Annotated in this window: 9 protein-coding genes; 8 read left to right on the top strand and 1 reads right to left on the bottom strand. The window is 65.6% G+C overall.

The genetic code is table 11. The features are described 5' to 3' along the window. The first annotated feature begins 90 nt into the window (after nucleotides 1-90). On the top strand, nucleotides 91-1,122 hold the full coding sequence (locus L0C21_RS13910) for a zinc-binding alcohol dehydrogenase family protein (RefSeq protein ID WP_259279040.1): 1,032 nt from the start codon (nucleotides 91-93) through the stop codon (nucleotides 1,120-1,122). Then, on the top strand, nucleotides 1,115-1,414 hold the full coding sequence (locus L0C21_RS13905; protein WP_259279039.1) for a putative quinol monooxygenase: 300 nt from the start codon (nucleotides 1,115-1,117) through the stop codon (nucleotides 1,412-1,414). Before L0C21_RS13910 ends, L0C21_RS13905 begins: the two co-directional genes overlap by 8 nt. 12 nt (nucleotides 1,415-1,426) lie before the next feature. On the opposite strand, the gene L0C21_RS13900 is transcribed toward L0C21_RS13905, so the two are convergent. Further along, nucleotides 1,427-2,368 (bottom strand): GlxA family transcriptional regulator, encoded by a 942-nt coding sequence (locus tag L0C21_RS13900; protein ID WP_259279038.1) that lies wholly within the window; start codon nucleotides 2,366-2,368, stop codon nucleotides 1,427-1,429. 126 nt (nucleotides 2,369-2,494) lie between these two features. Here L0C21_RS13900 and L0C21_RS13895 point away from each other — a divergent pair, with 126 nt between their 5' ends. The 6 genes from L0C21_RS13895 to bamE all read left to right on the top strand — a co-directional run bounded on the left by L0C21_RS13895 (nucleotide 2,495) and on the right by bamE (nucleotide 14,545). After that, nucleotides 2,495-3,310 (top strand): SDR family NAD(P)-dependent oxidoreductase, encoded by an 816-nt coding sequence (locus L0C21_RS13895; protein WP_259279037.1) that lies wholly within the window; start codon nucleotides 2,495-2,497, stop codon nucleotides 3,308-3,310. A gap of 120 nt (nucleotides 3,311-3,430) precedes the next feature. Next, entirely contained in the window at nucleotides 3,431-4,195 is a 765-nt protein-coding gene (locus L0C21_RS13890; protein ID WP_259279036.1) for an SDR family oxidoreductase, read from the top strand. Nucleotides 4,196-4,916: 721 nt separating this feature from the next. Next, on the top strand, nucleotides 4,917-5,561 hold the full coding sequence (locus L0C21_RS13885; protein ID WP_259279035.1) for a hypothetical protein: 645 nt from the start codon (nucleotides 4,917-4,919) through the stop codon (nucleotides 5,559-5,561). A gap of 244 nt (nucleotides 5,562-5,805) precedes the next feature. Beyond that, nucleotides 5,806-14,079, top strand: coding sequence for a hypothetical protein (locus tag L0C21_RS13880; protein WP_259279034.1), 8,274 nt, complete (start codon nucleotides 5,806-5,808; stop codon nucleotides 14,077-14,079). 32 nt (nucleotides 14,080-14,111) lie between these two features. Then, nucleotides 14,112-14,276 (top strand): hypothetical protein, encoded by a 165-nt coding sequence (locus L0C21_RS13875; RefSeq protein ID WP_259279033.1) that lies wholly within the window; start codon nucleotides 14,112-14,114, stop codon nucleotides 14,274-14,276. Then, on the top strand, nucleotides 14,273-14,545 hold the full coding sequence (bamE, locus tag L0C21_RS13870; protein ID WP_259279032.1) for an outer membrane protein assembly factor BamE domain-containing protein: 273 nt from the start codon (nucleotides 14,273-14,275) through the stop codon (nucleotides 14,543-14,545). Before L0C21_RS13875 ends, bamE begins: the two co-directional genes overlap by 4 nt. Nucleotides 14,546-14,572: the final 27 nt, after the last annotated feature.

Below are 14,572 nucleotides of genomic sequence, written 5' to 3'. Positions count from 1 at the left end.
TTTTCGACACTATAGGCGATTTTTGTACCTATGACATGATCCAGCCCTGCAATTACATCGCTCTTGTCCAAAGGAAAAGGAGCAAGACCCATGCGAGCCATTGCCTATCGCCAGCCCGGTCCGATCGACCGTGCCGATGCGCTGATCGACGTTACCCTGCCGCGCCCTGCGCCGACCGGCCGGGACATTCTGGTTGCCGTTCGGGCCGTATCTGTGAATCCGGTCGACACCAAGGTCCGCACCGGTGCCGCCCCGCTCGAAGGCCGGTCCGAACGGATTCTCGGCTGGGACGCGGCCGGCGTGGTTGAAGCGGTCGGTCCTGAGGTGACCCGCTTCAAGGTGGGAGATGCCGTCTATTACGCCGGCAATATCGCGCGGGACGGCAGCAATGCCGAGTACCAGCTCGTCGACGAGCGGATCGTCGGCTTCAAGCCGCGCACGCTCGGCTGGGCCGAGGCGGCGGCCCTGCCGCTGACTGCCATCACGGCCTGGGAAGCCCTGTTCGACCGGCTGCACACGAACGACAGGACGACAGGCGGCCCGCGAGCGATCCTGATTATTGGCGGTGCAGGCGGGGTCGGCTCCATTGCCATTCAGATCGCGCGGGCGCTGACTGACCTCACGATCATCGCAACGGCCTCACGCCCCGAAACCCAGGCATGGGTGCGGGACCTTGGCGCGCACCATGTGCTTGACCACAGCCGGCCGCTTGCCGCGCAGGTTGCAAGCCTCGGCATCGGCGCGCCGGACTACGTCTTCTCGACAACCCATACCGACCATCACCTGGCCGAGATTGCCGAGTTGATCGCGCCGCAAGGGCGCTTCGTGCTGATCGACGATCCGGAAAGCCTGGACGTGACCAGCTTTAAACGCAAGTCCGTCTCCATCCACTGGGAATTCATGTTCACCCGCCCGCTGCTGGACACCCCGGACGTTGCCGAGCAGGGCCGTTTGCTCGATACAGTTGCCGAACTTGTCGATGCCGGCCGGATCCGCACCACGCTGACAGAGACGCTCTCACCGATCAACGCCGCCAATCTGATTGCCGCGCATCGCCGGATCGAGAGCGCCAGCACGCGTGGCAAGATCGTGCTCGAGGGATGGGAGGCCGCTGATGCGTGACGGCGTGATCCATCTTGTCGCGCGGCTGATGCCGCAACCAGGCAAGGCAGACGAACTGGCCGCAGCGATTGCGGCGATCCTGCCGGAGGTGCGCCAGGAACCGGGCTGCCTTGCGTACTTCGCACATGAGAGTCTGGAGGAGCTGGGCACCATCGTCATGGTCGAGGCATGGGCCGATCAGGCCGCCCTCGATGCCCATGGGCGGGCGCCGGCGTTCACCGGTCTTGCCAGGCGCTTCAACATGCTTCTCGCCAAACCGCCGGTGCTCGAGCGGCTGCGGCGGATCGGCTGAAGCGCCAACGCCTCAGGCGACGCGCGCCATTCGGCGCAGCGCCTGGGGCGGCTGGCCGTATTGGCGCAGGAATGCCTCGCGCATCCGGCGCAGATCCGTAAAGCCCGCCTCACGCGCCACGGCTTCCAGGCTATGGCGCGTATCCTCGAGCAGCAATCGCGCGGCTTCGAGACGCAACTGCTCCACGGCCTTTGCCGGCGACTGCCCGGTTTCCGCGCGGAAGGCGCGGCTGAACTGCCGGGGCGAAAGCGCCGCGACGTCTGCCAGCTCTTCGACCGTCAATGGATTGGCAAGGTGCGTGCGAGCGTGGATCAGCGCCTTTTGAATGCGGTCGCTGCTGGGCGCCAGCTCCAGCATCTCGGAGTGCTGGGATTGTCCCCCGGCGCGGCGATGATGCATCACCAGGCGCCGCGCGACCGCGCGCGCCACGTCGGCCCCTAAATCTTTTTCGATCAGCGCGACCGCAAGGTCCAGCCCGGCCGTCAGCCCTGCGGATGTCCAGACCTGCCCTTCATTGATGAAGATGCGGTCATCCTCGACCCGGACGGACGGGAAGGACTCGCGCATCTGCCGCGCATAGGCCCAGTGCGTGGTCGCGCGGCGACCGTCCAGCAGTCCCATCTGGGCGAGCAGAAACGCCCCGGTACACAAACCCGCCACTCGGCGCGCGGCATGCGCCGCCCGGCACAGGGCATCGAGCGTCGGCGCGTCCTGCGGCGGGGGTGGGCTGAGCCCTGCCAGAAGCAGCAAGGTGTCGATCGCGCCCGCTTCAGCCAACGGCTCGGTCGGCACGGCAAAGCCGCTCGACGAGAGCACCGGCCCGCCTTCGGGCGACAGCATCGCGAGGGAATAATAGTCCTCGCCGACGACCGTGTTGGCCAGTTCGAAGGCCGCCTGAACCCCGAGCGCGAGGAACTGGAAGCCGGGCGTAAGGACCATGGCGACGTGGGGCACGGGACCCTCCCAGAGCGATGTCCGAAAACCGTTACTTATACGTCATTTGAGACAAAGTCCATCGGCGCCATAACCGGTGTGCCGAAAGCGACACCCCATCATCTCACTGCTCCGAAGGATAAAACCATGACGAAGAACAACACCGCGACGATTGCCGAGGGAACAGCGCTGATCACCGGCGCCTCCACCGGCATCGGCGCGATCTATGCCGACCGCCTTGCGCGCCGCGGCTACGACCTGATCCTCGTTGCGCGCAACAGGGACAAGCTCCAGGCGCTGGCTGCGCGCCTTTCCGACCAGACTGGCCGCGCGGTCGAAGTCGTTGCCGCTGACCTCAGTGATGCAGCGGCGCTTGCCCGGGTGGAGCGGATCCTGCGCGAGGATGCGAGCATCACCATGCTGGTCAACAACGCCGGCGTTGGGACGCACGCGGCGCTGCTGGAGAGCGATGTCGACCGCATGGAAGAGATGGTTCGGCTGAACGTCACTGCCTTGATGCGGCTGACCTACGCCGCGGTCCCCGGTTTCGTCGCGCGGGGCCAGGGGACGATCATCAACATCGCCTCGATCGTAGCGCTCGCGCCCGAGCTGCTCAATGGCGTCTATGGCGGCACCAAGGCTTTCGTGCAGGCCTTCTCGGCCTCGCTGAACCACGAACTCGGCAGCAAGGGGCTGCACATCCAATCGGTTCTACCCGGCGCGACGGCAACCGATTTCTGGGAGGCTGGCGGCCTGCCCGTCGAAAATCTGCCGCCCGAAATCGTGATGCGCGCCGAGGACATGGTCGATGCCGCGCTCGCAGGGCTCGACCAGGGCGAGACCTGCACGATCCCTGCGCTCGCCGATGTCGAGCTGTGGCGGGCCTATGAAGCGGCGCGTGCCGCCCTTGGCCCGCAGCTCTCCGCACGCAAGCCCGCGGCCCGCTTCGGCGTTGCCGCCTGACCATTCAGCCTCTCTCTCAAGTCATTACTGAAAGGACAAATTCATGTCGAACATGCCTCACGTTGCCGATGCCGACGCCGCGCCCAAAGCCTGAGCCCCTTTCGATCAAGGAGAATTTCGATGAAACTGACCGGCAACACCATCTTCGTCACCGGCGGCACCAGCGGCATTGGCCGCGGCCTTGCCGAAGCGTTGCACCGCCTTGGCAACAAGATCATCATTTCCGGCCGGCGCCGCGCGCTGCTTAACGAAATCATCGCGGTCAATCCCGGCATGGCTGCAATCGAGCTGGATATCAACGATCCCGCGAGCATCAAGCGTGCGGCCGAGACGATAATCCGCGACTTCCCGGAAACCAATGTCCTGTTCAACAATGCCGGGATCATGCCGTTCGATGATGTGGCAGGCCCGATCGATGACGCCACGGCGCAAGGGGTGATCACCACCAACCTGCTGGGGCCGATCCGCATGTCCTCGGCGCTTATCGAGCACCTCAAGGCGCAGCCGGAGGCAACGATCCTGTACACGTCCAGCGTCCTGGCCTTCGTCCCGCTCGCGACCAATGCAATCTATTCGGCCACCAAGGCAGCACTCCATTCCTATGCCCTGTCGCAGCGTTTCCAGCTGCGGGGAACCGGCGTCAGGGTTCAGGAAATCGCGCCGCCCTGGGTCGACACCGATCTGATCTACAAAAGCGGCGACCCGCGCGCGATGCCCCTGGAGGATTTCATTGTCCAGACGATCGCAGCGCTGGGCACCGATGCCCCGGAAATCCTCGTCGAGGCGGTAAAGCCGCTTCGCGACAATCCGGGGGCCAGCGAGCATGCGCTCGTCCATGCCTTCAACCAGGGCATTGTCGACCATCCCATCCCGGTTGGTTCCTGAAAGGCATTCGGCGGGGCCGCACTCGGTCCCGCCGCTTCCGCTCTACACCTCGCGGCTGCGCGCATGTTGAGAGTGTGTTCGGAAGGCCCCCCTCCACTCCCACCTAAAGGCAAATTGCGAGTACGTCGCGTTTTTGCATCCCATTTGGCAGTCCGCTTAGTGCGCGATTAAGAAACATTTCAACGCCAGTTCACAGTGTAGGAACCGCGAACGCTGGCCATGAGCCAGGCGGTGCAAGCCCTCGGTCCCCACCGCGATATCTGCCGCGGCGTCAACTTGGGGCGCCTCTGTTTCTGATATTTGTTTCTATTTTCAAGTATCAAGCGGCGCCAATCCAGTAATGGATGAAGCATTTCAATCAGCTTTGAGTCGGTTTTGTATCCCGCGTCGGCGGTAGTAAATTGCCAATGGCAATAATACAATTTACATGAAAGTAATAATATCCATCAAAAAAGGTTATCGTAGCGTTAATGGGTTTAATTTTCATGCCATGTTTTATAACTGGACAGAGAGGAGAAATTTTATTTAATCAAAGGTACAGAAAATAAAACCAAGTGCTAGTAGATACTATGGCTAAAGGCTGTTTTATTGAGGGATATAGGCATCGTGACTTCGGCGATACAGTTGCCTGTAGTACCCTTTGTGCCAGTTGAACGCCTGACGAGTGCGGTTCCTGTTTGTGTGCCTTGGATTGCCCAGGTTCAGGAGAAAGTTAAGGATCATGCGTAACGTTGAAAAAGGTTCACAGCTGCTAGGCCCGAATGGCCTGTCCACCGGCAGCAGGGGCGGCCGAACCCGCCTTGCCCTCGGCTCGATGGCAAGGGGTTTTCTGGGCCTTTCTCTGCTCGTTGCCGGGCAGCAGGCTCTTGCTGCTCAATCCGTGCCGAACGCGAGCGCAAATACGCCGGCACAGGCACCTCAATCTGCCGATGCCTTCCGGCAGCAGGCCGACAAGCTCGGCGTCCGGCAATGCGCCAATCTCTTCTCGGCTCTGGGCCAGGTTGTAACGCTTGGCTCCACATATGCCGTGCAGGCGCAGGCGGATGGCAAGGCGCCTGACAAGCACCCTGTCCAGGGCGTTGCGGGCATCGCCTATAATACGCCCGGATACAGCGGGCAGGCAGCCGGGGTCGTCATGGCAGCGCCTGTCGGCAAATCCTGCGAAGGGCAGCTGGTGCGCGTCGCGCCGTTCCAGCAGTCCTGCGCCGAGGTAATCAAACTGTTTCCGCAAGGCAGCACGGCGGCGGGCAATCTCTCGGGCGTGCCCCTCTACAATCTCGGAGGCAACCAAGGGCAGGCCATGATGATCGCCAATGGCCCGTCATGCGTGGTCGTGACCATCGCCCGTGTGGCGGACGTGAAATAGATTTTTGGCCGTCCGGCAAGCAGGGGCGGGGCGGACCATTCATTCAGGTGAGAGGCGGGGACGGCGCGCACACTGCGCGCCGCCAATGGGTTCTCCTTGCCCAGCGGCTGGCGCCGGGGCGGGGAACTTTTTCAGGGGGGACTGAGTCATGCTCGGATTGGAATCTGTTTCGCGGCGGAACCGGGGTGCTCGCTTTGCTGGAAACTGGGCGGCCGGTGCAAGCGCTTCGCAGCGGCGCCGTCTCATGGCCATCTTGCGAATGGCCCACCGCGTGCTTGGTGTGCGGCGCAACAATCTTGGCCTAGGCTCGCTGGGTGGCAGCGCTCCGGCGCGGATCATGCTCTCCGCCTCTGGCAGTTCCCTGGCACTGAGTGGCCTGAGCCGCCTCCTGACAGGCGTCGGGGCGCTGGCGCTGTCGGCCTCGTTTGCATCGCCTGCACTGGCGCAGAATTACGCGGTCGGCGGCGGCACGGCGACCGGTGCCGGTTCGGTGGCGATCGGCACCGGCAGCCAAGCGGCAGCCCCTGCCACCAACGCGGCCGTAGCGATTGGAATGAACGCGACGGCGAGCAACGGGACGGGAGAAGGGAGCCCGGTCGCCATCGGCGCGAGCACTTCCGCGACCGGTGTTTCCGCCGTTGCCATCGGTACCCTTTCAACTGCGGAAGGCGACCAGGCGGTGGTCGTCGGCATCAATTCCCATGCGTCCGGTTTTCAATCATCCGCCTTCGGCCGGATGGCCGATGCGACTGCGGCACAGGCCACCGCCATCGGCTATGATGCAGATGCTACAGGCAATTCGGCCGTTGCGCTTGGCGATTCGGCCAAGTCAGGCGGGCTCTATGCGACGGCAGTCGGCCGTACTACTCAGGCTTCGGGGATTGCTTCCGTTGCCCTTGGAAATGCATCTCGCGCGGAAGCGGATTATTCGGTTGCGCTTGGCTCGGGTGCCGTTGGTGCTGGCCAAGGTACTGTCGCTATTGGCCAAGGCGCTGGATCCTCGTCGACGACCGCTAACACCAACTCTGTGGCGTTGGGCGTCGCATCCGGTGCTCTCGTAAGCGGCGCGCAGAACACCGCCATCGGCGGCGGTATCGCCAGCACCATGCGAGGTGCTGGGTCCGGCGTGACCGGCACGCGCAACATCGCCCTCGGCACTGGCGATGGGACTACCATGTATGACGCAACGTTGCAGGCTGCTGCAGGCAGCTTGGTTGAGGGCGATGACAATATCGCGATCGGCACCAACGCGGGCATCGGCGTTGCCGGCAGCAGGACGACCTCCATCGGGTTCAATGCGTTGGCGAGCGGATCCGAATCCACTGCGATCGGCCCGAATGCCAGCGCAAGCGCAGTCAATGGGATCGCCATCGGCCTCAACTCGGATGTCACCGGCCAAGCCTCGCTGGCGATTGGCTATCAGACGGCGGCGTCTGGCATCAATTCGGTCGTCGTCGGAAACTCCTCGCAATCGACCGGGAATGCGGGCGTTGCGATCGGCCTGAGTGCCAGAGCGACGGGTACCTTGGCCTCGACGGCCGTCGGCCGCAGCGCCGTGGCCAGCGCGGACTTGGCTTCAGCCTACGGCTATCTCGCCAATGCCTCCGGGGTAGGCGCGGTGGCGCTCGGCGGCAATGCGACGGCCGGTGCCAACGCATCGGGTGTCAATGCGATTGCGATCGGCGGTCAATCCGTTGCCGATTCTGACGATGCCGTCGCGATCGGCACCGGCGCGCGGGCGACCGGCGGCAAGGCGGTCTCTGTCGGCTATGGCAACGTTGCCAGCGGCAACGGCGCTGTGGCGATCGGCGATCCCAACACCGCGACGGGCGACGGCGCGGTGGCGCAGGGCATGGACAACACCGCGACCGGCAACGGCTCGGTCGCCATGGGCAACACCAATATGGTCGGCGGCGGCGGCCAGGGCGTGAGCGTTGCCGGGACGGCGGCGCAGGGCGCGGTCGGCATCGGCTACCAGAATACCGTGGTCGGCCAAGGCAGCGTCGCAATCGGCAGCACCAGCCAGGCTCTGGCCGCAGGCTCGCTCGCCTTTGGTGACACCGCAATTGCCAATAACGCCGGCGACGTGGCGCTGGGCTCGGGCTCGGTGACGGCAGCGCCGGTTGCGGTGCCCGGCACTACCATTCGTGGCGCGCCCTACACTTTCGCTGGCAGCAACCCGACGAGCGTCGTCTCTGTGGGTGCAGTGGGCGCCGAGCGCCAGATCCAGAACGTCGCGGCGGGCCAGATCAGCGATACCTCGACCGACGCCATCAACGGCTCGCAGCTCTTTGCGACCAACCAGGCGATCAACAATCTGGCGACCAGCATCTCAGGCGCGACGCCGCACTATTTCAGCGTCAACGACGGCGGCTTCAACGGCGGCAACTACAACAACGACGGTGCGACCGGCGGCCGGGCGATTGCGGTCGGCTACAACGCCACGTCGGCCGGAACGGATTCCATCTCTCAGGGCACGGGTGCCAATGCTGCCCAGCAGAACGCCATCGCGATCGGCTTCGACGCGGAGGCGGCGGCGATCAACTCCATCGTCCTTGGTGCGCGCACGCTCACGACAGCGGGCGCTACGGGCGAAAGTGCCATCGCCATCGGCACCGATGTGACGGCGTCGGCTACCGACGCCATCGCGATTGGGCGTCAGAGCCATGCGTCGGGCCTGCGCTCCACTGCAACGGGTGCCTATTCCATTGCGGGCCACACCCAGGCCTCTGCATTCGGCTACATGGCCAACGCCAGCGGTCTGGAAAGCACGGCGATCGGCTATGATGCCGTTGCAACGGGCGTCAACGCCACCGCGCTGGGCAATCAGGTCCACGCCCTGGCGGACGGCAGCATCGCGATCGGCACCAACAATGCCGGCGACCACGTTGATGCCACCTCGACCAACGGTATTTCGATCGGCTTCTGGTCGAAGGTGACAAACGCCCCCTCGGGCCTCGCCATGGGCGACAGGGCCAGCACAAATGCCCAGAACGGCATCGCGATCGGAACAAACAGCATTTCGTCCGGTATCGCCGCGATCGCCATGGGCACCAACGCCAAGGCGGATGCGGCCGAAGCGGTCGCCATGGGCACCAACGCGGTCGCCACTGGCGGCAAGGCGGTCTCGATCGGCTCCAACAACACCGCCTATGGCGATGGTGCGGTCGCGATCGGCGACCCCAGCTACGCCAGCGGCACCGGCGCCTTTGTCGGCGGCGCGAACAACATCGCCAACGCCGACGGCACGGCGACGGCCACCGCCACGAACCAGGCGGCGGGTGCGGTTGCGATCGGCAACAGCAACGTGGCGGTCGGTCAGGGCTCGGTCGCCCTCGGCAATACCAGCCGCGCGGGCGGCGCAGGCGCGCTCGCCTTCGGTGATGGCGCGACCGCGACCAATGGCGCCGACGTCGCGCTCGGCAGCGGTGCCGTCGCCACCGGGGGCGGCAATCCGGGGCAGATGGCGGTCGCCATCGGTTCTGGCGCAAAGGCAACCAATGGCGGTGCCATCGCAATCGGTGACGCCTGGGACGCGGGCGTGGTTGCCTCCGGGCGCGACGCCATTGCGATCGGTACGTCGGCATCGGCCGCGGGTCACGCCGGTATCGCGCTGGGCATTGCGTCCAAGGCGGACGCGCAGTTTTCCACTGCCCTCGGCCGGTCGGCGGTTGCCACCAATGCCGGCGACGTGGCGCTGGGTAACGCTTCGGTGACCGGGACGGCGGTTGCGGTGCCCGGCACCACCATTCGCGGCACGCCCTACACCTTCGCCGGCAGCAACCCGACGAGCGTCGTCTCTGTGGGTGCAGTGGGCGCCGAGCGCCAGATCCAGAATGTCGCGGCGGGCCAGATCAGCAACACCTCGACCGACGCCATCAACGGCTCCCAGCTCTTCGCCGTGCAGCAATCACTGCAGTCGGCGGTAACCGGCGCGGCGACGCATTATCTCAGCATCAACGATGGCGGCACCGTAAAGCCCAACTACAATAACGACGGCGCGACCGGTATGGATTCGATGGCAATCGGACCGTGGGCTTCGGCGACTGCCAGATTGGCGACGGCGGTTGGGCGAGTCGCCAGCGCGACGGCAGAGGGTGCCGCCGCTTTCGGCCCGTCCAGTAGTGCAGAGGGCATCAACTCTCTCGCAGCGGGCCCTGCAGCGGACGCGCTTGGGGATTTGTCCACCGCAGTGGGCTATGTTGCGACCGCCTCGGCAAGAGCTGCCACTGGCGTGGGATACCAGGCGCAGGCTGGAGCGGAAAACGCCACAGCAGTGGGTTCGTCTGCTACGGCCTCGGGCCTGAATTCGACGGCCCTGGGCTCTGCCTCACAGTCAACCGGCGAACAAGCGTTGAGCGTTGGCTTCAACTCCCTCGCGTCCGGCTTGCAGTCGACGGCTGTTGGCGCAGGAGCACAGGCCGTCGGCCTGAGCACAGTCGCGGTGGGACACGGCGCGGGCTCCCAGTCGACTGTTGGTAACGCCAATTCAGTTGCAGTGGGCGTTGCCGCCGGTCAATTCGTCGAAGGTGCTCACAACATTGCCGTCGGCGGGGGAATATCCGCAGTCAGGAGAGGCGCCGGTACAGCCGTAACAGGAACGCGGAACATCGCCGTGGGAACCGGCGATGGCACGGTTCTGCTTGCCGAAGGCCCTGAGGCCTCGGCCGGCTCCGACGTGACAGGCGATGACAACATCGCCATCGGCACCAACGCCGGTATCGGCGTTGCCGCCAGCGGGACGACCTCGATCGGCCTTAACGCGAATGCCACCGGCGAGAGCAGCATTGCCATGGGCACCGGGGCGAACGTCACCGGTGGCAGCGCCATCGCAATCGGCTCGTCTGCCGAGGCGACCACGCAATGGGCCACGGCCATGGGTGTCGAATCGACGGCTGCAGGCCAGAGCGCCACTGCCCTTGGCGCATTTGCCAATGCTGCCGCCGACGGCGCGGTTGCTATCGGTGGCGGCGCAGGCGCCGGATCGGCAACAACCAACACGAACTCCATCGCAATGGGCGTCGGCGCGGGCCAGTTCGTCACCGGCGCGCAGAACGTCGCCATCGGCGGCGGCATCACCAACGCCCAGAAGGGCGCGGGCGCAGGCGTGACCGGCACGCGGAACATCGCGCTGGGCAGCGGCGACGGCACTGTCACCTACGACGGCACCCAGTCGGCCTCTGCGGGCAACAACGTGTCCGGCAGCGACAACATCGCGCTCGGCACCAACGCCGGTATCGGCGTTGCCGCCAGCGGGACGACCTCGATCGGCCTCAACGCGTTGGCCGATGCGGACGACGCCGTGGCGATCGGCACCAACTCTGTCGCGACCGGCGGCAAGGCGGTCTCGATCGGCGCTGACAACGTTGCCTATGGCGACGGCGCGGTCGCGATCGGCGACCCCAGCTATGCCAGCGGCACCGGCGCCTTCACGGGCGGTGCGAACAACATCGCCAACGCGGACGGCACGGCGACGGCCACCGCCTCCAACATGGCGAGCGGCGCGGTCGCCATCGGCAACAGCAACACGGCGATCGGCCAGGGCTCGGTCGCCCTCGGCAACATGAGCCGCGCGGGCGCGGCGGGTTCGCTCGCCTTCGGTGACAGCGCCATTGCCAACAATGCAGGCGACGTGGCGCTGGGCTCCGGCTCGGTGACCTCGGCGCCGGTGCAGACGCCCACCGGCGTGATCGGCGGCGCCACCTACAATTACGCTGGCGGCACGCCAACGAGCGTGGTCTCGGTGGGTGCTCCGGGCGCCGAACGCCAGATCCAGAACGTCGCGGCGGGACAGATCAGTGGCAGCTCGACCGACGCCATCAACGGCTCGCAGCTCTACGCGACCCAGCAGGCGCTGGAGGCGAGCATCGCAAGCGCCGAGACGCATTACTACAGCGTCAACGACGGCGGCACGATCGGCGGCAACTACAACAACGACGGCGCGACGGGAACGAACTCGCTGGCGGCGGGCGTCAGCGCTTCGGCCACGGGCACGATGAGCACGGCGACGGGTTACAATGCCCGCGCGACGGTGCAGGGTGCCACGGCTCTTGGTGCTTCAACCCGTGCGGAAGGCACCAATTCCCTCGCCGTCGGTCCGGCAGCGGCTGCACTTGCACAGAGCGCGACCGCAGCGGGTTACCTGTCGAGCGCATCGGGGGTGGCCGCCACCGGCCTCGGCTACCGGGCCGCGGCGGGCGGGCTTAACTCCACTGCAGTCGGTGCATTCGCCAGCGCCACCGCCGACGAGTCGGTCGCCATCGGCTCGAACGCCCTGGCGAGCAACGCCGGCGACGTGGCGCTGGGCTCGGGCTCGGTGACTTCGGCACCGGTCCCAACGCTCACCGGCGTGGTCGGCGGAACCACGTACAATTTCGCAGGCGGCACGCCGACGAGCGCTGTCTCGATCGGTGCTCCCAGCGCCGAGCGCCAACTCCAGAACGTCGCCGCCGGCCAGATCAACGACATGTCGACCGACGCCATCAACGGCTCGCAGCTTTTTGCCACCAACCAGAAGGTCGATGAGAACACCATCGACATCGCCAACAACACAACGGCGATCTCCAACCTTGATGGCCGGGTGACGACCGTTGAAGGCAACGTGACCAACCTCGATGGGCGCATGACGACCGTTGAGGGGAACGTGACCAACCTCGACGGCCGTGTGACGAACATCGAAGGTGATGTGACCAACCTCAACAATACCATCACCGGCATCAACAACGGCGAGGGCATCAAGTACTTCCGCGCCAACTCGACGCTGGCCGACAGCCAGGCGATCGGCACGGACAGCATCGCGGTAGGTCCGCAGGCCGTCGCCAACAACGCCAACAGCGTGGCGCTCGGCAACAACGCGGTTGCCAGCGTCGATGGCGGTCTGGCGCTGGGCTCCGGCTCGGTCTCGGATCGCGCGATTACGCCGACGACCGGTACCATCCCGGCCGGAACCGGCTATGTGCCCTACAACACCACGGATGCGACCCTCCTGGGTGCCGTGTCGGTCGGCAATGCCGCAACCGGCGAGCTGCGCCAGATCACCAACGTGGCGGACGGCACGGAAGCGCAGGATGCGGTGACGATCCGCCAGCTGCAGGGGGCGATCGGCGCGGTTTCGGCAACGGCCACGCGTTATTTCCACGCCAACTCGACGGCGCCGGACTCGCTGGCCGCAGGCGCGGAGGCGATTGCGGTGGGCCCGACCACGGTGGTCAATGGCGACAACGGCATCGGTATCGGCAACGGCGCGGTGGTGCAGATGAGCGCGCCGGGCGGCACGGCGATCGGCCAGAATGCCGAAGTCGCTCAGGCCGATGCCATCGCGCTTGGCACCAACTCGGTCGCCAACGGCATCCAATCCATTGCCATCGGTCCGGGCGCCGTCGTCAACCACTCCGGCAGCATCGCGCTGGGTGCCGGTGCCGAGACGCTTGTGGGGTCGCGCACCGGTTACATGGCCTATGGCCTGGTTGCGCCGCAGAATTCGGCCGGCGAAGTGTCGGTCGGCGCGGTGGGCGCCGAACGCCAGATCACCAATGTGGCGGCGGGCTCGGCCGCGACCGACGCCGTCAACGTCGCGCAGTTGCAGGCCGTCAACGCGGCACTCACCCAGAACATCCAAAATCTGGGGGACAGCATTGCCGGCAGCATCGGCGGCGGTTCGAGCTATGACCCCACCACCGGGACATTGACGACGAACTTCACCATCGGCGGCAACACCTACACCAACATCAATGATGCGCTGCAGGCGATCAACCAGACGGGATCGGCCGGATGGCAGCTCGAGGCGAACGGAGGGACGCCGACGACCATCCCATCCAACGGCACCCTCAATGTGACGGCCGGTTCCAACACGGTCGTGACGCTGAACGGCAACGAGCTGCAGATCGCCATGGCGGACAACCCAACCTTCAATGGCGTCGTCAACGCCAACGGCGGGCTCACCGTGGGGGCGAACACGACCGTGAACATGGGCGGCAACGTCGTGCGGAACGTGGGTGCGGGCGCGGTCAACGCCGGCTCGACCGATGCCGTCAACGGCTCGCAGCTCTATGAAGTGCAGCAGGTGGCCAACAACTCCGTGCAGTATGATGCGGGCGGCAATTCCGTCACCTTCAACCCCGGCGGTTCGGCAACCACGCTGCATAACGTGGCGGCGGGCGTTGCGCCCACCGATGCGGTCAACGTGCAGCAGCTGAACGACGGGCTGGCGGATGCGGTCGCGACCGCGAATGCCTATACGGACTCGCGGCTGGCCGGCCTTGATGCCGGCCTGGACGACCTGCGGCGCGATGCCGATGCGGGCATCGCGGGCGCGCTTGCGGCAGCGGCGCTGCCCCAGGCCTTCGAGCCCGGCCGCGGCATGATCGCCGTCGGCGCCGGCACCTTCCAGGGCGAGTCCGCGTTCGCGGTGGGTTTGTCGCGCGTCATGGATAACGGCCGGACCGTCATCAGGGCCGGGGCGACCTATGACACGCAGAACCGCGCTGGCGCCAATGTCGGCATCGGCTTCTCACTCTGACCTGCCCGCACCTGTAAAGTTAGGAGAGCGCCATGTACGCCAGGTTCCTCGTTCTTCCGCTGCTCTCAGGTCTTGGCCTGACCAGCGCTGCGGCTGTCGCCCAGGATGCCCCGGCATCCTCGCCATCGACCTATGTCGCCAAGGTTGACCCCGACGCCTTCCCCGAGAAGGCGGGCGAGCACAAAAAACCGGCGTGACGGTCGACCCGAAGACGGTGCGGCTCATCACGCCGGGTATCGACAAGTTCAGCATCTATAATCTGATTGGCCCGCCGCATTTCGGGGAGGGGATCACGCGGCGCTGGAATTATGTCCTGTTCTTTCCGGCGGCGCCGGGGAGCACGGAGCGTCAGCGGTGCCGGATGGAAATTCGGTTTGTCCGGTTGCCGGGCAAGTACGATGTCGTCGTCTCGGAAGTCGTCTGGAAGGATCAATCCTGCGCGGACCGGGTCGCCGCGGCCGAATGATTATGCAAGGGCCTGCGTTATGCGTTT

It is taken from the genome of Pedomonas mirosovicensis (assembly GCF_022569295.1).
Lineage (GTDB): Bacteria > Pseudomonadota > Alphaproteobacteria > Sphingomonadales > Sphingomonadaceae > Pedomonas > Pedomonas mirosovicensis.
The sequence above is the reverse complement of the archived record's forward strand: the minus strand, read 5'-3'. Positions and strand labels throughout refer to the sequence as shown.